The 24,824-nt window shown below is 35.0% G+C and carries 11 protein-coding genes and 3 pseudogenes; 6 read left to right on the top strand and 8 right to left on the bottom strand.

Annotated features, from left to right (window positions below; all coding sequences use genetic code 11):
* The first annotated feature begins 95 nt into the window (after window positions 1–95).
* Window positions 96–1,643, top strand: coding sequence for a cytoplasmic incompatibility factor CifA (locus ABLO99_RS00875; protein WP_349967821.1), 1,548 nt, complete (start codon window positions 96–98; stop codon window positions 1,641–1,643).
* Between the two features lie 333 nt (window positions 1,644–1,976).
* Here the strand turns inward: ABLO99_RS00875 and ABLO99_RS00880 are convergent, their stop codons facing one another.
* The 3 genes and pseudogenes from ABLO99_RS00880 to ABLO99_RS00890 all read right to left on the bottom strand — a co-directional run bounded on the left by ABLO99_RS00880 (window position 1,977) and on the right by ABLO99_RS00890 (window position 4,733).
* Window positions 1,977–3,254, bottom strand: coding sequence for an IS4-like element ISWpi18 family transposase (locus ABLO99_RS00880; RefSeq protein ID WP_349966866.1), 1,278 nt, complete (start codon window positions 3,252–3,254; stop codon window positions 1,977–1,979).
* A gap of 100 nt (window positions 3,255–3,354) precedes the next feature.
* Window positions 3,355–3,652 (bottom strand): annotated as a pseudogene (locus ABLO99_RS00885) (DNA repair protein RadC); the annotation flags it as partial.
* Window positions 3,653–3,823: 171 nt separating this feature from the next.
* Window positions 3,824–4,733 (bottom strand): annotated as a pseudogene (locus tag ABLO99_RS00890) (helix-turn-helix domain-containing protein).
* A gap of 1,005 nt (window positions 4,734–5,738) precedes the next feature.
* Between ABLO99_RS00890 and ABLO99_RS00895 the strand changes: the two are divergent.
* Genes ABLO99_RS00895 through ABLO99_RS00910 form a run of 4 tightly spaced genes read left to right on the top strand, consistent with a single transcriptional unit; the run spans window position 5,739 to window position 8,391 of the window.
* Window positions 5,739–6,563 carry a reverse transcriptase N-terminal domain-containing protein gene (locus tag ABLO99_RS00895; RefSeq protein WP_349967823.1) on the top strand — a complete coding sequence of 275 codons (825 nt, stop codon included), beginning with the start codon at window positions 5,739–5,741 and terminating at the stop codon, window positions 6,561–6,563.
* Window positions 6,490–6,795, top strand: coding sequence for a reverse transcriptase domain-containing protein (locus ABLO99_RS00900; RefSeq protein ID WP_161794194.1), 306 nt, complete (start codon window positions 6,490–6,492; stop codon window positions 6,793–6,795). Before ABLO99_RS00895 ends, ABLO99_RS00900 begins: the two co-directional genes overlap by 74 nt.
* Window positions 6,785–7,204 carry a group II intron maturase-specific domain-containing protein gene (locus tag ABLO99_RS00905; protein WP_161794193.1) on the top strand — a complete coding sequence of 140 codons (420 nt, stop codon included), beginning with the start codon at window positions 6,785–6,787 and terminating at the stop codon, window positions 7,202–7,204. Before ABLO99_RS00900 ends, ABLO99_RS00905 begins: the two co-directional genes overlap by 11 nt.
* On the top strand, window positions 7,201–8,391 hold the full coding sequence (locus tag ABLO99_RS00910) for an Rpn family recombination-promoting nuclease/putative transposase (RefSeq protein WP_349967825.1): 1,191 nt from the start codon (window positions 7,201–7,203) through the stop codon (window positions 8,389–8,391). The genes ABLO99_RS00905 and ABLO99_RS00910 overlap by 4 nt, the downstream gene beginning before the upstream one ends.
* On the opposite strand, the gene ABLO99_RS00915 is transcribed toward ABLO99_RS00910, so the two are convergent.
* The 5 genes and pseudogenes from ABLO99_RS00915 to ABLO99_RS00935 all read right to left on the bottom strand — a co-directional run bounded on the left by ABLO99_RS00915 (window position 8,292) and on the right by ABLO99_RS00935 (window position 23,513).
* Window positions 8,292–19,811, bottom strand: coding sequence for an ankyrin repeat domain-containing protein (locus ABLO99_RS00915; protein ID WP_349967826.1), 11,520 nt, complete (start codon window positions 19,809–19,811; stop codon window positions 8,292–8,294). The genes ABLO99_RS00910 and ABLO99_RS00915 overlap by 100 nt on opposite strands.
* Window positions 19,812–19,829: 18 nt before the next feature.
* The gene (locus ABLO99_RS00920; RefSeq protein ID WP_255351244.1) at window positions 19,830–19,958 is read right to left on the bottom strand and encodes a hypothetical protein; all 129 of its coding nucleotides are present in this window, start codon (window positions 19,956–19,958) and stop codon (window positions 19,830–19,832) included.
* A complete protein-coding gene (locus tag ABLO99_RS00925; protein WP_047759684.1) occupies window positions 19,955–20,149 on the bottom strand; it encodes a hypothetical protein in 195 nt (64 codons plus the stop codon). Before ABLO99_RS00925 ends, ABLO99_RS00920 begins: the two co-directional genes overlap by 4 nt.
* A pseudogene (locus ABLO99_RS00930) lies at window positions 20,142–21,539 on the bottom strand (IS4 family transposase). Before ABLO99_RS00930 ends, ABLO99_RS00925 begins: the two are co-directional and overlap by 8 nt.
* Window positions 21,540–21,968: 429 nt before the next feature.
* Window positions 21,969–23,513, bottom strand: coding sequence for an ankyrin repeat domain-containing protein (locus ABLO99_RS00935; RefSeq protein WP_349967829.1), 1,545 nt, complete (start codon window positions 23,511–23,513; stop codon window positions 21,969–21,971).
* Window positions 23,514–24,148: 635 nt separating this feature from the next.
* Between ABLO99_RS00935 and ABLO99_RS00940 the strand changes: the two genes are divergently transcribed.
* Window positions 24,149–24,796 carry a hypothetical protein gene (locus ABLO99_RS00940; RefSeq protein WP_349967830.1) on the top strand — a complete coding sequence of 216 codons (648 nt, stop codon included), beginning with the start codon at window positions 24,149–24,151 and terminating at the stop codon, window positions 24,794–24,796.
* Window positions 24,797–24,824 lie beyond the last annotated feature (28 nt).

The raw sequence follows: 24,824 nt of genomic DNA on the forward strand, positions 1-24,824 counted from the left end.
GTATATTAAATTCGCCTATCTTGAGTAATATGAGTGTTGTAATCTAGTTATAAATTTAGTACCATAATGTTGTTTTCATGATATGGAGGGGTTAAATGCCAATAGAAACAAAACGTCAGGCTGAAGTACTTAAAAAGCTACAAGACGTGATAAAATATACAGATCATGACATTGCTGCTGGAAGGAAGTTAGCTGTTAAAAGATGGGTAGAAACCTATATAGAAAATATAAAGTTCTTTAAGGATGATAAGCTGCAATTTTTGTACAATATCTTCCAAGATGAAAATTGCTGGTCAGGTATAAGATTAAATAATGCTGTTTTAGGTCAAAGATTGACTGAAGAGAAAATAGGAGAAATCGATAATCCGCTTCGCAGATATGAGATAGCTTCTAGTTACTGTGTGGTAGAAAAAATTCCTTCTCTCTTTAAGGAGCAATTTGATTCTTATAAAAGAAGTTTTTCATCTAATGCAGTTGATGGTAATGGTCATTCTGTAAAAGATGATAATAAATACATATTAAACTCACTGCTGTATGGGATGAAAAGGAGAGACCCTGTATTAAGTTTCTGGATTGATAGAGAATCTGGGGAATTAAAGCAACCAAGTAATGCGTCAGAAGGTTTTGATAGTGCTGTAAAACTTAAGTGGAGTGAAGGAGTAGAATATTTTTATAAAGAAATTTTGAAAGAAAATCAAGATATGGCGGAGAAGAAGCTTACAGAAGCGATCATTGCTCTGTCTCACGTTCAAGCTATCGAGGAAGACGCTCCTATTTTAGATTTTTGTATAAGGAATATAGCTAATAAAGATACTCTGTTACAGAAATTATCGAAGAAAGATAAAGGAGTATATTCCCTTTTTGCTCAATTAATAGATTCGTGTTTTTTTGATACAGTTCATGATTTAGTACAGTGCTGGTGTTATGAAGAAGTTTCAGCACGTAGAGACCATTCAGAGAAAATATTATCACAGGATAAGTATGACCTCCTTCTTTACTCACTTTCAAATGTAATGTTGGAAAATCCTGAGTCAAGCGTTCAAGCTAGATCTCTTATTATGGAAATTTGGAAGTGTGACTGCTTTATTGAATACAGAAAGACTTCTGTTAATATTTCTAATTGTACAGTTCCTATAAAGAGTGTACTTGGAGGATTAATAATTAATTGGAAGCGAGAAGATAGTCATGAGTCTGATAGGGAAATAGAGAAGAAAGAAATATTGGATATGATGTTATTTGCCAAAGATTGCTTTCCTGAAAAATTTGAGTCCTTTAAAAAAATAATAACAAAAAATCTTAGATTATGCGATAGGGAAGGAATGGAAGAAAGTATAGATTACGGTAACTTGGCAGAAGAATTGTTCTCTGAATTAGAGAAAACAACTTTACCTCCTAGAAGTGATGGTCATCAGTATAGTTTACGGCCACGATCTCAAGCTTGTGGTAGTAAGAAAGCAACTTTGCCACTTGATGGCTCTGGTAGTCATTCGCAATCCACATTAAAATCCTCTGATACTAGTGGTTTTTTCTCGCAAGAATCACCTTCTGAGCTGGGGAAGGCATCTTCGCCACTCGATGGTTCTAATCCACAGTCCATGCTTGGATCACCTAGCGTGAGTGGTGTTTCTGGTCATAGTAAATAGAGAAGTATTTTATGAGTAATGGTGATGGACTTATTAGGAGTTTAGTGGATGGAGATCTTGAGGGTTTCAGACAAAGGTTTGAGTCTTTTTTAGATCAATGTCCGTCTTTTTTGTACTATGTAGGTGAAGGCCGTTTCCACTGCCATTAAGTTAAGGGAAAGAGAAGTTAAGATTGGACAAAAAATTTGAAGTGATTGATAATTATGGTAAATACTAGGGTGAATTTTTAAGAAAAGGGAGTCTGAAAAGTGCAAGTTATTTAAAAAAGTAATAATTGCAGGTTATTTTGCAAAGAATGTACTAATGCAATGATACTGAAAAGATATCTTGAATTTAAAACACATGTTTTCTAGCTCTTTTCTGGTAGTTGAGTGAACGAATATCAGATATCTTATGACGATCAACTCTTCTCCCTTTTCTTACCACTAAAGTGTTCATCAAAAATAACTGTGATAGTCGATCCATAATGCAGTCTATGTCTGACTCTGTAGAAAAAATATCAAAGGCTAAGTTTTTAATCGCATTAAATGAGACAGATTTATTGATGCTTTTTTTTAGTTTACTATTCTGTGCGCTCAATGTCTCTTCATCATCTTCTATCATGATACTTTCTAGATTACTGATGAAGATAGTTGACCAAAAATCCTGCTTGATAGTTTCAATACTTTTTCCTGTGAAATTCTCTAAATTTAATCTTCCCTTCAGCCTAGAAAAAAATGTTTCTACTCCCCAGCGCAAGTAATATAATCTCTCAAACTCTTCGACTGTAAAACTTTGCTCATCTAACAGAGATGTTACTAACACTTCAACTTCTCCAGAAGAAAGTATTATTTTGACTAACCTGAATTTCATCTCATCAGGTAATCCTAGCTTTCGTAGCTGTCTTGCTACTTTAATAGGTGCGGTAGACACTACCACCATACTAGATGGGCTTTCCGGCTTAAACATAGCGTTTATTTCATTGAAAGACGAACTTGGACAGCGAATTATATAATTGATTTTCCTTCCTGTAAGCTCAGCAAGAAATCGATAAGATACGTATCCTCTATCACAGATTAACAAATCGTCTGATTTTATGGATTCAAGCATACCGATCGCTAAATCAACCTCATAGCTGTCACCTCTACTTAGCACAGATTTTATTGCAATATTATTTAGCACATCGTAGCAAACTTCAAAGGTTGCACTTGTATAGTCTTCAAATCTCTGGATTCCATTCCATACTGCTCTTGAGCCAAACTCGCCTATTATTTTGTCGCTCTTTGGCAGAATCAGTATTGAAGCATCAAATGCAAGTACTCTGAAGCCATGGTGGGTTTTAAATTCCTGATCTTGGTAGTATAGGGAAACTATATCATCATTTAACTCTGAAAACGCAGTATGCTTTAGCTTCTTTCTTGCTTGAGTAAATGCACTTGCCGTAATTGTGTAATCTTTTCTTGTATGCAGAACAAACTCATTAAGCATTACTTGTAATGACTTTACACTCTTTCTAAAAATCAGGAGAAATACATTAATGAAGGGCAGCTTTCTTTTTCGTGAGAAGTCTTTTGAGGATGCTCTGTGTGCGTTTATAAAGTTTAAACTCATCAATTTATTTTTTATAAACATGATTATTCTTTTTTTTACTCATGTCATTACTTCTTTTAATTTGTGGATCTTACCTGATTTTACAATACAGTCCATCACTTTCCCTTAACTTAATGGCAGTGATTATTGGCTCTCCCTTGAGCTTTTCCCTCAAGTACCCTTTCTAGTGTTTCCTTAACACACATAATCATTGCTACTGCAGAATCAGTTACTCCTTCTATAACTTTCAGGTCATCCATTTCTCGACCTAAAATCCTTCCTACTCCTGTATAGGTATTCACCAGATTTTTAGCAATTTCTTGAGCTTGTGGCCTTTCATGTACTGCACTTAGAAACGTTTCCATTATTTCACGATCAAGTAGTGCTTTTCCTTTGCTTTCTAATATTCTGAATTCGATTTCTTCTTTACTTTTATTCATATAATTTACCCTTCACTAACAACAAACTTTTTTAAATATTTACTGCTGTTTTTTTTATCAGCATTGGCATAAAGCCATAGCTTGCGAGTGAAGTCAAATCAATTTCTCAATCTTTTTTACTTATTTTTTCATGAATAGGTGAAGATATTAATATATACTGATTTTTTTATTTTAAACTTGTTGAATTTCGCTTAGAGAGATGACTACTGTTCGTAACACAATATCGATAGAAATTCCTTCTTTTACTAAGTCTTTTGCAATTTTCTGCTCTTTTCACTTTTTCTTCGCAAATCCGTATCTCTTCAAGCAGAGATTTTATTAGCGCATAGCGTAATTCTTGACTCTCAATTTTTTTGTATTCTTTTATCAAATTAGGTACTACTTTACTACCTTCATCTTCCTCTATTAGTAGATTTGTAATACTAATTGATAATGTTTCTGCTATCTCATATAATTTTTCCAGTGGAATAGCAGTCCTTCCTTGCTCATAATTGCTTATTTCGTCACGTGTTGTAGCCATTTTCTCTCCTAAATCTTTTTGAGTATACTCTCTCACTAGCCTCCATTCTTTTATCTTTTTCCCTATTTGGTAGTATATAGAACCAACTTTTTCTTCAACACATTCATCAGCAGAGAGACCTATTGTTTTTGCAACGACATCAACAGAAATTCCTTCTTTAACCAAACCCTTTGCAATTTTTACTTTCTCTGCTTTCCTACTACTTTTTTCACTGACTTGGACAAATTTGGTTAGCAAACAAAACATTCTACGTAACTCCTGATCATTAATCTTTTTATATTCTCTTACTAGATTTAATATCTCCTCTCCCTTATCTTCAAAACAGATTTTTTCATTTGATACAGGAATAAGATCCGTAATATTAATTGATAACACCTTTGCTATAGCGCACAACTTTTTAATCGAAATTTTTCGTGTTCCTTTTTCATATTGTAGTACTATTTGATACGTTACGCCGATTTTTTCCGCTAAATCCTTTTGAGTATAACCTCGCTTTAACCTCCAACTTCTTACTTTCTCTCCCACTTCGTGATCTAAAGAATTAGTATAGCTAACGGTCATTCTTTTTCATAACCTGCAATTTTAAAAGTTTTAGATAGAAATTTTCTAGCATATGTTACCTTTGTTGAGAACTAGTATATTAAATGCCTATGCTATGACAAGCGAAGAAGTTCACACTTTAAATAGGTATCTTTGAGGCTGCTAAATCATGTTGTTGGCATTTTAATATTACCTTATAGAAGAGTTGATAAAAAGATCTACAAAAGGGCGTCTAAGGTGCATACTAGGGTTATCTATGAAGGTAATTTTTCCCAACTCTTGAAATTTTGCTAACTTTAATAGACTTTAGCATAAAAACGTTGAATATTTCTTCACAATTGTGTATAATTATTAATGCTTTTTAAGTGGATTTCCTATGGCTTTATCTAAATTTCTTGATGCACGCAATGATTATGCTTTTGTGTGACGTGAAAGTCGTCTATTGAACTGTTTAGCACTGACTAAACCGAGTGTTTTGCCACTCGTACCCTACTAAACTGTATAAGTACAGTAATGTCTTATGCAAAGCGTTTAGGACAATGAACCCGCCCGAAAAGGAGAAGTTCGGTCTGTGAAGAAGGAACGATGCTATAAGTGTCAAGTTGGCACGGGGGCTAGGGTAAACGGTATGGATAACAGAAGTGAATGATCGTAAGCATCGTTAAATCGAACAAGCCAAAGACACTGACAGGCTTGGACCAAAAGGTATGTGGTAGGTTATCAGCGTGAACGCATCTGATACGCAAACATAAACACCACCGGTGTATAGATCAATCCTAACCCGCTCGTTGTTTGATAGGTGGAACACGGAAACCCCATATATCTCTGGGTAATTTCTTTACTCAGTAAGGTTGATCATGAGAAAGACTGATGGATATGTGGGATTGGGAGTGTGGAAAAAGTGAATGCTCATCTGTAATGGATGAGATACAGGTTTAAACGTTATCTGGCTCGAAAGAGAACTGACGTCCACTACGGTCATCTTGAACAAGATTGTTTGTAAAACCTTTTAAGTGAGGAAAGCAGATGGTTACAGGTAAAATTGTAAGTGCACCTTTCGGTACGGCAGAACACTGGAATCAAATTAACTGGTTTCAGTGTAAAAAAAATACCAGAAGGCTACAAGCTCGTATTGTTCAGGCAACAAAAGCTAGGAGATGGAATAAAGTGAAAACTTTACAACGCCTCCTCACACGTAGTTTTAGTGCTAAAGCGTTGGCAGTAAAACGCGTAACTTCAAATAAAGGAAAATGTACAGCTGGTGTTGACAACCAGTTGTGGCAGAGCCCTTCAGCAAAATCTCAAGGAATTGCAAACCTGAGGCAACGAGGATATCGCTCTCAACCTTTGAGACGAGTCTATATCCCCAAACCTACAGGCAGCAAGCGACCTCTTAGTATTCCCACTATGAAAGATCGAGCGATGCAGGCCTTATATCTTATGGGACTTGATCCTGTTGCAGAAACAATAGGAGATAGACACTCATACGGATTTAGGAAACATCGCTCAGCTGCTGATGCGATAAGCCAGATCCACAAAACTTTGGCGGGACGCGACAGATCGCAATGGATCCTAGAGGCGGATATTAAGAAGTGTTTTGATGAAATAGACCATTGCTGGTTAGAAAGCTCAATTCCAATAGAAAAGAATATTCTCAGCAAATGGTTAAAATCTGGGTTCATAGAAAAACAAATGTTCCGCTTCACAATAGCAGGGACTCCACAAGGAGGAATTATCTCCCCTGTACTTGCTAACTTGACCCTTGATGGTTTCGAAAATGTTATCAGTAAACATTTCGGGAACAAGAAAACGCAAGAAATATGGTGTGCACGTGATTCGCTACGCGGATGACTTCATAGTAACTGGAAAATCAAAAGAAATTCTTGAGACTAAAGTTAAAAGGCTAGTAGAGGATTTCCTCAGCGACAGAGGGTTAACTCTATCCACAGGAAAAACCAAGATCACACACGTAGAACAGGGATTTGATTTTCTAGGTCAGACAGTACGAAAGGAAGATAATCATCAAACCTTCAGCAGAAAGTACAAACCGACTTCTGAAGCGCATCCGGTGCTTGATTCGTAAGAACTGCGCAGCAACCCAAGAAAAAGTAATAGAACTGCTCACACCTCAAATTCGAGGGTGGGTCTATTACCACAGGGGAATATGCGCAAGAAAAGCTTATGAGAAAGTGGATTCTGAGATTTTTAAAGCCTTATGGCAATGGTCAAAACGCAGACACCCTAATAAAGGCTTACGCTGGATTAAGGAGAAATACTTTAAAACAAAAGAAGCCAGAAGATGGTGCTTTGCAGCGCTGACTAAGAATAAAGGTACAGTTGAGTGGAAGGAACTCTTTCAAGCAACAAGCGTACCAATTCGTCGCCACAAGAAAATTCAAGCTGAGGCAAATCCCTACGATAAAGAATGGTATGCCTACTTTGAAAAACGTAGATCAAATAATCCTTCTCTTTATGAGGATGATAAGATATGATTAATGTTAATCCTAGTAAGGAATTTGAAATGCCAGAATATTTGAAGGAAGCTGTTGCCGGTTCTCGAGAAAAGGACTTAAGATGGCTCGAGCCGTATGAAGGGAAACTTTCAAGTACGGTTCCTAGAGGAGAGTTTAGTGGAAAATATCTCAGTCCACTAAACTCTTACTCGTTCAAAAGAATATTTGGCACTGAGAAGAATAAAGATATCCTCATTCATTTCTTGAAAGATATTTTAGGCTTTACTGGCTTAGCCGCTATTCACGATGTTGAATTCTTAGCTACCATTTTGGACCCAGAGATTGCCGCCAAAAAGCAGAGTATTGTCGATGTTCTTTGTAAGGACTCTCAAGGTTCCAGATACATCATAGAGATGCAGTTCACTAAGACCAAAGGCTTCGAAAAGCGTGCTCAGTATTATGCTGCTAAAGCCTACTCAAGTCAAGCTGATCAAGGTGATGAGTATCATAATCTCAAGGAAATTATCTTTATTGCTGTTGCTGATTGCATTATTTTTCCAGATAAGGCTGAGTACAAATCAAATCATGTCATCTTGGATAAAAATAGCTTTGAACATGACTTGAAGGATTTTTACTTTGTATTCATAGAACTACCAAAATTTACAAAGACAAAAGAAGACCAACTAGAAAATATAGTAGAAAAATGGTGTTATTTTTTTCGTTATGCAGGAGAAACAAGGGAAGAGGATCTAGATAAGATAGTTGGTAGTGACGTAATAATAAAACGAGCTTATGAAGAGATGAATAAGTTTAACTGGTCAGAAGAAGAATTACTAGCATATGAGCAAAGGAAAAAACGTATAATGGATGAGATTGCTGCTTTTGCTGAAAAATTTGATGAGGGTCTTAGACTAGGTCAAGAAAAAGGTAGACAGGAAGGCATCCAAATCGGCCGTCAAAAAGGTAAAATTGAAGGTATAGCAGAGGGCGAACAACAGGCTAAAATAGCTGTGGCCAAAAATCTACTTAAGGCTGGCGTCTCTACTGACATCATATCGCAAACTACAGGTCTTTCCTCTAATGAAATCAAGCAGTTACAGGCAGAAAGACCATATAGTTCCTTGATTTATCGCTCTAACACACTGCTTATTCCTTTAACTACTGATGTTCCATTTAAGAAAGTATTAGGCCTCTTAGGTAGCTCTACTTTCCTTGAAACTTGTTGATCTAAGACTTCAGAAGGTTTCTCTATTTTTTGTTGTAGCAGTACAGTTTCTTTTTCCCCTTCTAATTGGCTTCTTAAGTGGACTAGAAACTTATCAGTTTGTTTTAATTCTGGACATGCTTCTTTTGCAAATGAATATAGAGTTTTTGATATTTCAGAAAATTTTTCACTTACTATTTGCCTAACTATAGCTGATTGTACTACCACAGGATCAAAGCTTAGATTTTTTACTGATATACCTGATTTAGTGGCTGTTTCATTCAATAATCGCTCAAATCCCTTTGTAATATTCAATGCATAGCTCTGTGCCTCTAGTGGAGATATAGGCTGATCTGCTGTAGAAATGTACTTTTGACCTGTAACTTTTCTAATCAATAAATCAAGTAACATTATTGTACCATTTACATCTATTGGCGCATCAATTTGTGAGATGGAGCTTGTAGTATTTAATGTTTCCTCAGGTAAAGCAGCTCTAGAACTAAACAACCCTCCTATAGAATCTTTTACCCAACTAAACAAATCATTTATCCATGAAGATGGTCTTGCGCTACTACTTGCCACTACCTCATGTTGATTACTTAAATCTATAGCAAGAGGTTTACGTGATAAGTGACCATGATGACGATTATAATCTCCATGGTGATGACGACGTTTGCGTTGTGTAGTTTTTTTCTTTTCTTGTACACTTTCTTCAGCTCTTTTTGGTGAACCTCCTGCTTCTGTAGAATTCTGCTTGAATTCTTGATAAAATTCACTGATCTCTTGTTTTTTTTCAAGTCTAAGTGGAAGGATAAAAGTTTGCCATACCCATTTGAACATTTCCTCATTTTCACGATGTGCTACAGCTTCAAGACACTCCTTCCATTTTTGAATGAGAATACCACTAATATGGGGTGAATAAATTATTGATTCCTTATCAACACTAATGGCAGATCGAAATCTTTTTAAAAAATAAACACCCTCACGGCCTGTAATTATAAGAGCAAGAGCTTTATAATCACCAGTCTTTAGCATCTCACGTTGTACCTCTAATGATCCTGCCTTATCCCATAGAGAATCTGCTACTTCAGTATGATCATTTTTAGCAGCCAAATTGAATGCACGATAGCCACCAGCCTTTAGCATTTCGTGTTGTATCTCTGATAAGCTTGTCTTGTTCCACAGAAAATCTAATATCTTATCATGACCATTTTTTGCAACTAATACGAATGCTTCATAATTATTAGCCTTTAGCATCTCACGTTGCACCCCTACTGCCTTATCCCATAGAGAATTTACTACTTCAGTATGACCATTTTTAGCAGCAAATCTGAATGCTTCATAACTATCAGACTTTAACATTTCGCGTTGTACCTCTGATAAGCTTGTCTTATTCAATAGAAAATTTACTACTTCAGTATGACCATTTTCAGCAGCAAATATGAATGCTTCATAATTATTAGCCTTTAGCATCTCACGTTGCACCCCTAATGATTCTGCCTCATCCCATAGAGAATTTACTACTTCAGTATGACCATTTTCAGCAGCCAATTTGAACGCATAATAATCATTATCCCTTAGCATTGCAAGCTGTATACCTAACTGTTTTGCCTTTGTCCACAGAGAGTCTATTACTTCATCATAACCACCTTTAACAGCGAATCTGAATGGTTTATAACATCCAGTCATCAGCATTGAATATTGTACCCCCGATGAATTTGCCTTGCCCCACAGAAAATCTAATATCTTATCATGACCATTTTCAGCAGCCAATTTGAATGCCAGATGATGCCAAAATTCTAGCATTTCATGTTGTACTTTAAATGACTCTGCCTTTTTCCACAGGGAGTCTACTACTTTAATATGACCATTTTCAGCAGCCAATTTGAACACATGATAACCACTATCCCTTAGCATTTTATATCGTACCCCTGATTTTACCTTATCCCACAGAGAGTTTACTACTTCAGTATGACCATTTTCAGCAGCCAGTTTGAATGCTTCATACTTTATGATACCAGCTTCTAACATAAAATATTCCATCTTCAATGATACTGCTTCTTCCCACAGAAAGTTTACTGCTTTAGTATAACCATTTCCAGCAGCCAAATTGAATGCACGATAGCCACCAGCCTTTAGCATCTCACGTTGCACCCCTACTGCCTTATCCCATAGAGAATTTACTACTTCAGTATGACCATTTTTAGCAGCAAATCTGAATGCTTCATAACTATCAGCCTTTAACATTTCGCGTTGTACCTCTGATAAGCTTGTCTTATTCAATAGAAAATTTACTACTTCAGTATGACCATTTTCAGCAGCAAATGTGAATGCTTCATAATTATTAGCCTTTAGCATCTCACGTTGCACCCCTAATGATTCTGCCTCATCCCATAGAGAATTTACTACTTCAGTATGACCATTTTCAGCAGCTAATTTAAATGCTTCATAGCGATCAGCTCCTAGCATTTCACATTGCACCCCTACTGCCTTATCCCATAGAGAATTTACTACTTTAGTATGACCATTTCTAGCAGCTAATTTAAATGCTTCATAGCGATCAGCTCCTAGCATTTCACATTGCACCCCTACTGCCTTATCCCATAGAGAATTTACTACTTTAGTATGACCATTTCTAGCAGCTAATTTAAATGCTTCATAGTCATTGGCTTCTAGCATTTCACGTTGCACCCCTACTGCCTTATCCCATAGAGAATTTACTACTTCAGTATGACCATTTTTAGCAGCTAATTTAAATGCTTCATAGCGATCAGCTCCTAGCATTTCACGTTGCACCCCTACTGCCTTATCCCATAGAGAATTTACTACTTCAGTATGACCATTTTTAGCAGCTAATTTAAATGCTTCATAGTCATTGGCTTCTAGCATTTCACGTTGCACCCCTACTGCCTTATCCCATAGAGAATTTACTACTTCAGTATGACCATTTTTAGCAGCATAATAAAAAGGTATATTGCCATACTTATCTATATCCATAACACTAACAGCTTGATTAATAAAAAATTTAACCATACTCAATTTGCCTTCTTGAGCAGCTAAGTGCAAAAGACTACGACCGCGAATATCTTGATATTCAATGCTAGCACATCCTTTATCAAAAGATGTTAACCTCTCAATATCAATACTTTTAGCTAGATCCTCAACTTCATCCATATTATCTTGATCTATAGCATCAAACATCCGCTCTCTTAATGAAGAACCAACTTTATTCTCACCATCAGGATCCACCCCTGCCCTTGCGGGCTCAAATTTAAGATTTGCACTGTTAACTTTGTAAAACCTACCACCTTTGTTAAATTGAAAAGCAACTTGTTGATATTTTGGACCTCGTAAATAATTATCTAAAACAATTTGGAAAGATCCTTGATTAATATGACTACTAAGTACTATTTCATTAGCATTCTCACAATTTACTTTACATTTAATATTTTTTGGATCTATGTCACACCCAGTAAGGTCAATTACCTTATCAGATGTGCTAGCGTAAGGTGCTGTTATTATTCTCAGTGTAAAATCAACTGAATGACTACGCTTGTAAGTCTGAGGAAATTTAACAACGTAATCACTACTGTATGAGTTCATTTCTATCGTAATAACCTTCTTACAATGAATATTTTCACAACTAAAATCAGCTGCTATCTCATCAGTATAAATACCTCCAATTATCTCTTCATAAACAACATTGCCCACAATTTTCTTCGCTTGCACTAAAGATATTGGGACACCTAGATTATTGTTATTAATAATATCTTTTGCGACTTTATAAGCCGTTGGACCTTCTGAATCTATAATGTTTGCAATTATTACTGCTTTCGATATTTTTTTACTGTCTTCCATAATTTTGCTACCAACATCAATTCCTGAGTGATTCAGCTTCTGATACTTCATATCTTTTATTAAATCAGACAAAGATTTATTCTGTATCGTAACTACTTCTGTTATCCCTGCTTTTTTTGCTTGGATCATTAATTTTTCAAAATCACCTACCTTAATACTTGCAACTTTGCTCTTTTCATCATCAGCCAAAAGCTCTAGATTGTAATAAGCTTGGTGTTCATTTATTCTTAATAGTCTAATATCATTACCTTCAAAAAGTATCACATCCAAGTTTTTCTTTGATCCAAGATTACCAGAATTTATACCAGCACCATCACCACTGCTCTTATCAACAATGAATGATGTTTGTTTTGTACTTCTAAGGTGTGTATCCCTCTTGTTAACCTTTCTCACTTCATAATCATTGTCTTGGCAATCGACATCATGACTTTGTATAGAATTATACCCTCCGCCTTCTCCTGCATCAATATACCTTGTTTTGCAATCAGTAATAATGGATTGATTATCTGTAGAATGAGAAACATAATCATATACATTCAATAAATGTATTTTTGATTCTCCCATTTCAACAATCCCTTTATTTAATTCAACAGAAAGGCTAGGGGTATCATAATTCATTACTATGATATTATTTACTATTCCTCCACTAATATTACCACGAGTATCGTGATTGATAATAAAGGTATTATCATGATATTTTGAACCGATATAATCTATCTCACCCTTTGGAACATACATAATTGCTGGGTAATCTTTTGCTGCTATTAACTGATTAGGCCCTAATAGGTATAATATTGGAGAAGAGCGACTCTTTTTTATATCGGCTAAAACGAAAGGTTCATCTGAAAGGACAAATTCCTGTGTACATTCTCTACGAAGTTTGGCAATATTACAAGCGGAAGATTTTCTTCTTGGATAAATTAGATTGATTACAGCACCACATTGAGGTTCTTTTTTCGTGTATTTTAATGGTGCATCTACAACTCTTAAATCAAGGTTTTCGTACTCAAATCTGGTTAGATGAAAGACATGTCTTGCGTTTGTATCAATAATATAAACCTCTTCTTCATTAAATTTGTCAAAACATCCCATATTACTACGAAAAGCTCCCACATCTCCACTCATGCCCAAGATATAAGGTTTCATCTTTAGTGCTTTAGGTATATTAAGGAGAGATAAATTATGATACGCTACGTAAGAATTAGAAATAGTGCCAGCACCACTATTAAAAGAAACGTTTTTATATTCTTTTTCCGGCTCACATTCAACTGTATAATGTACTTTCATCGCTTGAGAATACATTCCTTCTCTATGAATAGTTATCTCATTATATCTTTCTTTAATAGAGGATATATACCATACAACTGCAGCTACATCACTACCAACCAACACTTCAACAGCCTTCTTTTTTACATCATTTAAATGACCTTTTATTCTAATTACCTCTTCATACTCCTTTCCTAAATCTCTTCCTGTAAAAAATTTTCTCCATTCTGCAAAAAATACATCTGCTTGCTCTTTGCCAGGTAATAGAGGCACTTGTTCCGCTATTGCTCTAGTATATTCCATTCTTTCATGGATGCTCGTACCAATTGATATCAACATATCAACAACCCCAATAACCTTTGACAACTTGCCTAAAGTTTTGCTTGCAATAGATAACCTTCTTAAAATCTTAGGAGTAATATTTATGCCCTTTATCGCAAAACTAAATCCCATTACAGGCCTTATACTCATACTCGCCAATTTTACACCGCTACTAGTTGTCCAATAGTAGTTTAATGGATGATGATTACCTTTCGCTATTTCACTTATGCTATATATAAATTGATAAGCAACGGTTACAAATGTAATGCTTTTCACTACAGGATTACTAATTATTTTAACAAAACCTTTACGTATAACATCTGGTATCTTGTTTGTAATCTTCCTCCCTAAAAGTCTTACTCCCTTACTACCATCAGGACGCATATGTTGAGTGCTTAGACTTTCCCTGACATCATCGAGAGCATCCAATACGCCATTTATGCCAAATATTTTCTTTAAAGCATCATTGTCATGCCGCCCAAGAGTTGATGTATCAAGTATACTGTCAAAAAGATCATAGATAGCCATAAAAAAGAAAAGCTTTCCTCCTTTAGCTCCCTTTACTCTTGCTGAATCAAACTTATTGCGATTAAATTCAATTCCATGACCTTCAAGTTTTTTTTCTACATCATTAATGTATTCTTCAAAAATCTTCTCACCTAAACTGTCAAAACGATTTCTAAATCGGTCAAAAGTATCTTCTCCTATGCCTTTTTGTAAAAAACTTTGTCTAATTTCATTCATAGCATTACTATAACCCTGATCAGTTATTTCAGCATTGCCTATCTCTTCAATCTCCTTCACACTTGCTGATAACCCTAGATTGTTCAATTCATTACGAATCACTTCCTTTTTATTTTTAGTAAGGCTGCTAATTACATCATCAACCTTTACTTTATATCCACCAGGAATATTCAAACAATGCTTAACGTCCTCTCCCTCTTGCGTTATTACATACTCTTTATCATTATCCGTTTTGAATTTGATCTCAGAAATTTCCTCATCTAATATATAATTTTCTGTGTTTTGTATGCTTGCAACATCACCTATCACTACTTTTTGGTAGTTGCCATTATTATCCTTTACGTTCACGTATACTTCATCAGCAGATACCTGAATGGAATGTATAGTCATTACTTCTTTATTATAGGCCTCAATTTCTGTATAAACCCCCTCGACGTTACTATCACTAAAGTAATCCTTTATGTCTGTATCACTGAGCTCACTATATATAGCATCTAATCTACTCCCGCTCTCTATATAACTATAGGAGCTAACCTTATTTTTTATTTGATCAGAATACAATTTATCTTGATCAACAATATTATCTTCATTTTTTGATAAGTAATATAAGTCATGTCCTACACTGAGCAACGGATTATCAAAAATCCTACTTTCTATTGCTTCCAAACGATCTCTATGAACATGATTTTTGTGATCATAAACGAGTGCGCCAATATCAATCAGTGTGTTGTAATATGTCTTTTTTTCTAATTTTGTAGACATTTTACTTTCTTGACTCATCAACAATGATACTTCATTTAGTTGTAAGGACTGTAATGCGTTACTTAACACATCACTCTTGTTTACATCATGAGTAGTAGTGCCTTTTATTTTTTCATGTCTAGTTAAAACTTCGTTACCTATTTTACTTTTGAATTCTTTGAGCTCCACCGCCATTTCATCATCAATATTCAATTCTGGCTCGTCTCTTCTCTTTTTAAGTTCAAAAATCAGAAGATTACAATGCTTTTCCAAGTCAGGATCTGATGATGAATCCAACTTTAATAGCACATTTAAGGTATTTGTAATATCCTGAGCATTAAACTGATCTGATATTTCCATTCCTCTTTCAACAAGCTTAAGAATTAGAGATTCATAATGACCTTTCCAATTAGGGTCCGATGATAGATCCCACTTTGATAGCGCATTTAAGATATTTGCAATATCTTGAGCATTAAACTGATCTGATATTTTTATTCCCATTTTTGCAAGACTAAAAATCAGAAAATTATAATGATATCTGTCCAAATGAGGATCCGATAACAGATCCCACTTTGATAGCGCATTTAAGGTATTTGCAACATCTTGAGCATTAAACTGACTAAGTATTTCCTCTCCCCTTTTTGTAAGCTTGAGAATCAGAGGCTTATAATGATCTTTCCAATTAAGGTCCGATAACAGATCCCACTTTGATAGCGCATTTAAGGTATTTGCAATATCTTGAGCATTAAACTGATCTGATATTTTTATTCCCATTTTTGCAAGCTTGAGAATCAGAGGCTTATAATGATCTTTCCAATTAAGGTCCGATGACAGACCCCACTTTGATAGCGCATTTAAGGTATTTGCAATATCTTGAGCATTAAACTGATCTGATATTTTTATTCCCATTTTTGCAAGCTCGAGAATCAGAGGCTTATAATGATCTTTCCAATTAAAGTCCGATAACAGATCCCACTTTGATAGCGCATTTAAGGCATTTGCAATATCTTGAGCACTAAACTGATCTGATATTTTTATTCCCATTTTTGCAAGCTCGAGAATCAGAGGCTTATAATGATCTTTCCAATTAAAGTCCGATAACAGATCCCACTTTGATAGCGCATTTAAGGCATTTGCAATATCTTGAGCACTAAACTGATCTAGATAATAAACCAAATCTGATTTTTTTCTCTTTTTTATAAGCCTAAGAATCCGAGATTTATAATGATCTTTCCGATCAAGGTCCGATAACAGATCCCACTTTAATAGCACATTTAAGGTATTTGTAATATCCTGAGTACTAAACTGATTCGATATTTCTACTTGCCTTTCAACAAGATCAATGATTATAAACCTATTATTTTTTTTGAATTTATGAGAAAATAACGGATCCAACTTTGATAGCGCATTTAAGGTATTTGTAATATCTTGAGCACTAAACTGATACGCTACTCTCATTTCCCTTTCAATAAGCTTAACAATCAGAGACTTATAATGTTTTTTCCAATAAAAATCCGATAACAGATTCCACTTTGATAGCGCATTTAAGGTATTTGCAACATCTTGAGCATTAAACTGATTTGATATTCTCTCTCCCTTTTCAGCAAGACTAACAATCAGAGGCCTATAACTTTTCCAATTAAGGCCCGATAACAGATCCCACTTTGATAGCGCATTTAAGGTATTTGCAATATCTTGAGCATTAAACTGATCTGATATTTTTATTCCCATTTTTGCAAGCTCGAGAATCAGAGGCTTATAATGATCTTTCCAATTAAGGTCCGATGACAGACCCCACTTTGATAGCGCATTTAAGGTATTTGCAATATCTTGAGCATTAAACTGATCTGATATTTTTATTCCCATTTTTGCAAGCTCGAGAATCAGAGGCTTATAATGATCTTTCCAATTAAGGTCCGATGACAGACCCCACTTTGATAGCGCATTTAAGGTATTTGCAATATCTTGAGCATTAAACTGATCTGATATTTTTATTCCCTCTTTAACAAGCTCAAGAATTAGAGGCTTATAACGTTCTTCCCAATCAGGATCCGATAACAGATCCCACTTTGATAGCGTATTTAAGGCATTTGCAATATCTTGAGCATTAAACTGATCTAGATAATAAACCAAATCTGATTTTTTTCTCTTTTTTATAATCCGAAGAATCAGAAGTTTATGATATGTGGAAAAATAAAGATCCGATAACAGATCCAGCTTTGATGTCGCACTTAAGATATTTACAACATCTTGAGCATTAAACTGATTTGATATTTCTATTCCCCTTTGAACAAGCTTAAGAATTAGAGGCCTATAATGATCTTTCCAATTAAGGTCCGATGACAGATCCCACTTTGATAGCGCATTTAAGGTATTTGCAACATCTTGAGCATTAAACTGATCTGATATTTCCATTCCTCTTTCAACAAGCTTAAGAATTAGAGGTTCATAATGATCTTTCCACTTAGGGTCCGATGATAGATCCCACTTTGATAGCGCACTTAAGGTATTTACAATATCCTGAGCATTAAACTGATTTGATATTCTCTCTCCCTTTTCAGCAAGACTAACAATCAGAGGCCTATAACTTTCCCAATTAAGGCACGATAACAGATCCAACTTTGATAGCGCATTTAAGGTATTTGCAATATCTTGAGCACTAAACTGACTAAGTACTTCCTTTTCCCTTTTTGCAAGCTCAAGAATCAGAGGCCTATAATGATTTTCCCAATTAAAGTCCGATAACAGATCCCACTTTGATAGCGCATTTAAGGTATTTGCAATATCTTGAGCATTAAACTGACTAAGTATTTCCTCTCTCTTTTTTGCAAGCTCGAGAATCAGAGGCTTATAATGATCTTTCCAATTAAGGTCCGATGACAGACCCCACTTTGATAGCGCATTTAAGGTATTTGCAATATCTTGAGCATTAAACTGATCTGATATTTTTATTCCCATTTTTGCAAGCTCGAGAATCAGAGGCTTATAATGATCTTTCCAATTAAGGTCCGATAACAGACCCCACTTTGATAGCGCATTTAAGGTATTTGCAATATCTTGAGCATTAAACTGATCTGATATTTTTATTCCCATTTTTGCAAGCTCGAGAATCAGAGGCTTATAATGATCTTTCCACTCAGGGTCCGATGATAGATCCCACTTTGATAGCGCATTTAAGGTATTTGCAATATCTTGAGCATTAAACTGATCTGATATTTTTATTCCCATTTTTGCAAGCTCGAGAATCAGAGGCTTATAATGATCTTTCCACTTAGGGTCCGATGATAGATCCCACTTTGATAGCGCATTTAAGGTATTTGCAATATCTTGAGAACCAAATTTCGTATATGTTTGTGCCTTATTTGCAAGCTCCAAGATTAGATTAGGGAGCTTCGGATCCTCTATCTTCCATCGATCATTAAAGTTTCTCAGCTTCAATAAGCTATCATAGACACTAGAAAGATCTATGTTCTTAAAGGGTATGCTTTCATCTTGCAAAGCCCTTATCCATATACTTGCTAATTCACCAAGGAAATTATACAATACCTCCTCCGTCTCTTCAAGAAATCTCAATCTTTGCCATTTATCCGCTAATATACGGTAGATGATTACAAGTGATGCATTAAGATTATGTTTACCTTCATTTAAATGCTGCAGAATCTCTTGAAATGTCTTTTTACCTTCTTCTGTATACACATCTCTTTCTGCTTCTTCTGACAAACGAAACATATCATTTAAGTCTATACATAACATCCTTCCACTAGCTGCTCTCTTGCTTCTTGTTTTACACGGCGTAAAATCCTGTACAGCTATTTTGTATTTACCATGACTAATAATCCACTGCTTTGCTCGTAATGGGTATGGTTTACTTTTCCTTACTAATTTAATAAGCTGTGCTTCAAAAAATCCTAAGCTTGTCAAATCTCCTCGAATGTAACTATCCATAAGGTTTTTGATTTTTTTTATATTCTTAAAGTTTTTCTCACCTATAATCGTGCGTGCATTCTCTTCAAAACCCGTCTCTGGATCATCTGATCTGTTTTTAGCATCAGGACCAATAAAAATGTTTCCAGGAAGCCATAATAAACAAGTAAGAAAGGGATCTTTAATATCAGTGCAAGAAGCTGCTTCATTATTATTACTATGTATAATAGATCCTTCCATTAAATTATCTATAAATTCTTGAGCTCTCGTAATATCTTCCCTACTATTACTATTGCCCTCTCTTGATTCTCTATAATACTCAGGGATGTTTTCCCTTAGAGCAGAGAAAAATCTTCTGAATTTTTTAACATCACCTTTTTCTATCAGCTTATTGTAAAAATCTCTGAGCATGACACGTGAAATAATGTGGTGTTGAGCTAAATCGACTGGGTAATCACTCCCCACACCTTCCTTAGTGAGTATTACATTGCGATTTTTTAAAGATGGAGGATAGGGGGATTGTACAGTGATGTCTTTCATTTTTAGATTATATTTAACCGGCGTACTTGACTGTCTGTTAGGGATCATAACTTTAAAATCCTCCTATTAGGTTTCACTGCTATGATCCCCCCCCAACAGAACCGTACTTGCGTGAATTTCCCGCATACGGCTCTTTAGTGTAGCATTCACAGCATCTTTGATTACTGCTATCTGATTTAGTTTTCCTTGCATCATATTCCAACCTCTGTTGTGTTGGTGTAACAATCCCCAAACCAGTTACTATACCGCTGATCGCTTCCCCTTGTATGTGGCTTTCCCACACTCTGAGTACTATCAATCAGTCCGACTTCCTTTCTATCTTCCGTCAGTCCTCGCCTTTGTTGACTTGTTCCAACGTACCTTAGTAGGAACTTACTATTACCCACAAATATAAAGTTCAGTAGCAAGTCTCCATCCTTTCCAAAGAGTAATGGGGCCTGTTCTGGATCATTTTTTCTGGCTAAATGACCCCCAAGTTGAGCAATCCATGAAATAGCTTCTTTTATAGTAGGGGCTACATTTGGGCATTTATGTATTTTTACGTATAAAACTTTCCATTCTTCTTCAGCTAATAAGGTAATACACGGTAATGTTGGATCAGTTCTTGCAATTGTTGTAATAAAGAAAATTCTCCAAGCAATAATATTCATGATTGTTAAATATCGCTTTAACCTTTCTGCTGTTCCAAGCCTACATTCTTCAACTTTGAGGCCAGACTTTAAAATTTTATGTAATATCTCTATTTTCCATCTAAGACAATACCAACTAACCTTTTCAACAGCTTCATCGAAACTATTTACTGGAAGATTTGTTAAAAGCATCCACTCTAGCGGGCTTTCTTTAGAGGAAGAGTCTTTCTCAACAACATAAACTGCGTAAAGTGGTAGGTTAGGTAACTCTTCGGTTTTATGTCTTATGCTGCTTTTGTCCGGATTCATCATAAATTTTCCAAATCTCACCTCCAAACACGCTGTCCTTTTTGGCTTATTATCTCTTGCAGGAATTTCAACTTTTATTATCCCTTGACAAGGAAAGCCTTTAACAACTTCCCATAATCTTTGCTTATCATTAGAAAATCTGGATTGTTTGTTTATGCTTCTATTTTGGTAAGCTCTTACTAAAACTGCTGAGTTAAGATTATGTGCACACTCAAAAAAATCATATATGTCTGCTTCTCTGTCACACACAGTGACAACTTCAGTTTGAGTACTATCTATAAGATTATTTGTTTTTTTAAAGGCTTCTAACCACCTCACACTCTTCTTATCTTCAATACGAATAGCAGTGTTATGCTTTCTTTTTTCTAAATTTTTGATTTCTTCAGAATTAGAAGGTCTCGAATGAATCTTTTGATCTAGTATTCCCAACACTAATCCTCCCGTACTAACAGCAAGAGCTGTATGCATTACCATGCCCTTAGCTTGACCATTACTCATCTTGCTAGAAATAGCCCCCAACCCGCTTGTTTTTTTTGTGGCCAGTATATGAAAGAAAACTTGTATCTTGAATTACAATAATTCTTTTATAATCTTTTGCTCTTTCAACAGTTTTTGTAATATGTGATGCTAAGATGTCAGCTTCTTTTATGCTCTCGTTTTGGAAAAAGCGATATGCTGCCTTTGCCTCTGACCAACTTTCACATGCTTGATTGATTGAACTTTCAGGCATATTTGCCAAGCTATCAGCAATATCTACTAATCGATCAGTTAATCTTTTATCCCCAAGTACAGCATTTCCAAATTCATTTTTAGCCCATTCATTACTCTTGCTTTCCATTTTACACCCTTAATATTTGCAAACTTTAATATTGTAATACTTTGTTTTTATGTCCATTTATATTTGTGGGTAATAGTAAGCAATAGGAATACAAAGAATCTCCCAAGTTTACGTAAACTCCATCTCAATACATGACACGGCCTCAGATCCCGATAGAGTGAGTGATAACTTGCCTTGTCGTTATCCTTCATGCTGTCTTCCACTATATGAAAAGTGTCGACCTCCATGATGTTGGCAATTTCGGGACTCAATACCTTCACTTTCGTTGCACCCTGTATTGTCCTTTCCATTAGCTTTACTACGTTCGTTACCTTACGCAGCATAATGGTTTGTTCTAGGCTGTTGGCTAGACTTTGCCTAGGTTGACCAGACGCACCCATAAAACACCTCCAATACTTGCTATTGCTTTACTTTAAATTAAGTTAACTGTTAAGTAAGGTTATCCAAACCTAAACAACTTGGACCCGCTATACTTACGTTTTCTATGCTAGTATGTGGTACCTCTTGTAAAGCCTGGTCCAATATTTTTATAATATTTTTATTATTTACTTTCACTGCTAAACTTAGTGCTGTATTACCTCCTTTTGTCATTTGATTAATGAAGTCATGTAATTGATCATCTTTTACACGTTTTAGCAAATTTTGAACTAATTCGACATTACCAAAGTGGACAGCATAGTGTAGTTGTGTACCTCCTATGCAATCAATAGGCTCCATTGGATCAAACTTTTCAAAGGCATAATCTAGAGGTGTCATAAGATTTTTATCGATAGCACTAACATTCGCACCTTTTTTGATAAGAGACCTTACTATATTCAAATCACCCATATAAGCAGCCCAATGTAAAGGAGTTTTACCACCTCTATCAGCACAGTTAACATCAGCTCCTTTTTTCACTAGAAACTTTACTACATCCAAATTACCCCCTTTAGCAGCATAATGTAAAGGAGTCTTAAGATCACTATCACGTGCCATAAAGTCAGCCCCTCCCTCTACAAAAAACTCTATTATGCTTGGATTACTCTGTTTAGCTGCATAATGAACAGAGGTCTGATAACTATTGTTCATAGAATTAAAATCAGCTCCTTTTTCTACCAGAAATTTTACTATATCTAAATTGCCTTGCTCAGATGCATGTTGAATAGGAGTGACGCCCCAAATATTAGCTAAATTAGAGTCCACTTCTTTCTCTTCTACAAGGAACCTCACTACTTCAAGATTATTGCCTCGAACAGCGCAGTGCATAAGGCTTTTACCATAATAAACATCGTCGTCAGCACCTTTGTTTTCTATAAGGAATTTTATTGCTTCAAGATTACCATCTTCAGCAGCATAGCGTAAAAAAACTTTAACATCCTTATGAACACGTGTTTTATTCTCATAAATTCTCAGAGCCTCTTCAAACTTTCTTTGCTTCAATAGTACATTACCTATTTTATACTGCAAATATAATAGAGTTTCATCATGCAACCTTAACACTTTCAACTGCTCCATTCCAAACGAACATGCCTCCTCATATCTACCGCAATCACCTAGCTTTTGTACAATACTACTTGGAAGCATATAAAATTCCTCAATCAATTCCTGACACCCATTAGCATAATGCCAAGTAGAAATCGCGTGATCTAAATTGTCTGATTCCAGTCCAATTTGAAATAACTTGAGTGCTTTTCTTAAAGTAACTTCTTCTTTATTTTCTTCCTTTAATATTGTTCTTATAACCTGCTGAGTTGGCTCGCTAATATCTAACATTATTGGATTTTGTTGTAATAGATTAATTACTGAATATTGTTTTAATAATTCAACTGCAGACTCAAGTTCCTCTGTTCCCCCTACTAAATCTACAAACATTTTAATAGGGATATTTTTAGATGAAAAATAGGACATTATATCCAAAATTTCCAACACTTTCTTTCCCTTTTCTGTTCTATATATGGCAACTACCTTTTCCTTCATATCATCAGCTTGAAACATATAAAACCCCCATAATAGACTGAACATAAATGCTTTTTTGAATAACCCATAAGACCTCAAGAGAGCAATACTATTTTAGGTATAGAGTGCTACTTTAAATTTGTCAAGCCATATTTAGAATTTTTTTTGAAATAACTTTTGATGAAGATTTTTTATTAATTTTATATAGATATCACTAAAAACTTAAATAATATAGCCATTTTTAGCAATAAAAACCAACGCTCGTGAGAAGTGTTCGTTTTGGGATGGCATGGTCTACCAAGTGATACATTCGAACTTTTTAATATAGCAGTTTTGCTATACCTTAAAACTATCTATATTGGCTTACTTTTACTAAATTTATGTATGAACTAATCTGCTTAGCTTTGTTACAATAATTTTGTGCTTTTATTTTTATAACGCCACTTTTATTCAAATTGTTCTCACGAATATATGTACTTTTTTGCGGTTTTGGAAAGAGTAAATAAATAAATTTTTTGTGGCACTACGAAATCAGTATTTTTTATAAATATTACTTGAAAAGTATTAAAATATTTGCTAAAATAATAATATTTAGTAAGGTAAAAATGAATTTCAACGAGCATGTTCAAGGCGACAGATTACATTTGTATTATTAAAAAGTAGATATCAAGGAATTGATAAGCTTTTTGCAAGAGAACAGAGGTATTACACAACTTTTTCTCGGGGGTTGTAGTATTGATGAAGAAGGAGCAAAAGCTTTAGCTAAGCTTACAAACCTTACTAAACTTGATTTGTGGAATAACAATATTGGTGATGAAGGAGTAAAAGCTTTAGCTAAGCTTACAAACCTTATTAAACTTAATTTGTGGAATAACAATATTGGTGCTGAAGGAGTAAAAGCTTTAGTTAATCTTACAAAATTTATTAAATTTGATTTGAATAGTAACAACATTGGTATAAAAGAAGTAAAAGCTTTGGCTGAATCTGAGGAATGCTGGGAATTCATAGATGAATTTGGTTATACATGTCTAGGCAGCTCTCTAGTTTTTTATAAATGTCTGAAAGCATCATGGTCTCAAGCAAGAGCAAAATCTAACGGTAATGTTGGCAAGCTAGATGAAAACAGTGTAAAGAAGTTGTTTTTTGATCTTGCGCAACGAAGTTATCGCAGAGAGGAAATAGAGCTTCTGCTGAATGATCCTGATAAATATCCTTTTCTAATTAATTCAAGAGATGAACAAGGACACACACTATCCCATTTCTATACTCACTCCCCTGAGATGCAAAAGTTTTTCTTTGAACGTGGAAAAATAATAAATTAATATAAAAAATGGAGATTTGACATGTGAG

The sequence above is a fragment of the Wolbachia endosymbiont of Armadillidium arcangelii genome (assembly GCF_040207875.1).
GTDB lineage: Bacteria > Pseudomonadota > Alphaproteobacteria > Rickettsiales > Anaplasmataceae > Wolbachia.

What these genes read in the sequence shown, in the direction of transcription:
- ABLO99_RS00875 (WP_349967821.1), top strand. Translation starts at nt 96, where the DNA reads ATGCCAATAGAAACAAAACGTCAGGCTGAAGTACTTAAAAAGCTACAA.
- ABLO99_RS00880 (WP_349966866.1), bottom strand. Translation starts at nt 3,254, where the DNA reads ATGTTTATAAAAAATAAATTGATGAGTTTAAACTTTATAAACGCACAC.
- ABLO99_RS00895 (WP_349967823.1), top strand. Translation starts at nt 5,739, where the DNA reads ATGGTTACAGGTAAAATTGTAAGTGCACCTTTCGGTACGGCAGAACAC.
- ABLO99_RS00900 (WP_161794194.1), top strand. Translation starts at nt 6,490, where the DNA reads ATGTTATCAGTAAACATTTCGGGAACAAGAAAACGCAAGAAATATGGT.
- ABLO99_RS00910 (WP_349967825.1), top strand. Translation starts at nt 7,201, where the DNA reads ATGATTAATGTTAATCCTAGTAAGGAATTTGAAATGCCAGAATATTTG.
- ABLO99_RS00915 (WP_349967826.1), bottom strand. Translation starts at nt 19,811, where the DNA reads ATGATCCCTAACAGACAGTCAAGTACGCCGGTTAAATATAATCTAAAA.
- ABLO99_RS00920 (WP_255351244.1), bottom strand. Translation starts at nt 19,958, where the DNA reads ATGATGCAAGGAAAACTAAATCAGATAGCAGTAATCAAAGATGCTGTG.
- ABLO99_RS00935 (WP_349967829.1), bottom strand. Translation starts at nt 23,513, where the DNA reads ATGTTTCAAGCTGATGATATGAAGGAAAAGGTAGTTGCCATATATAGA.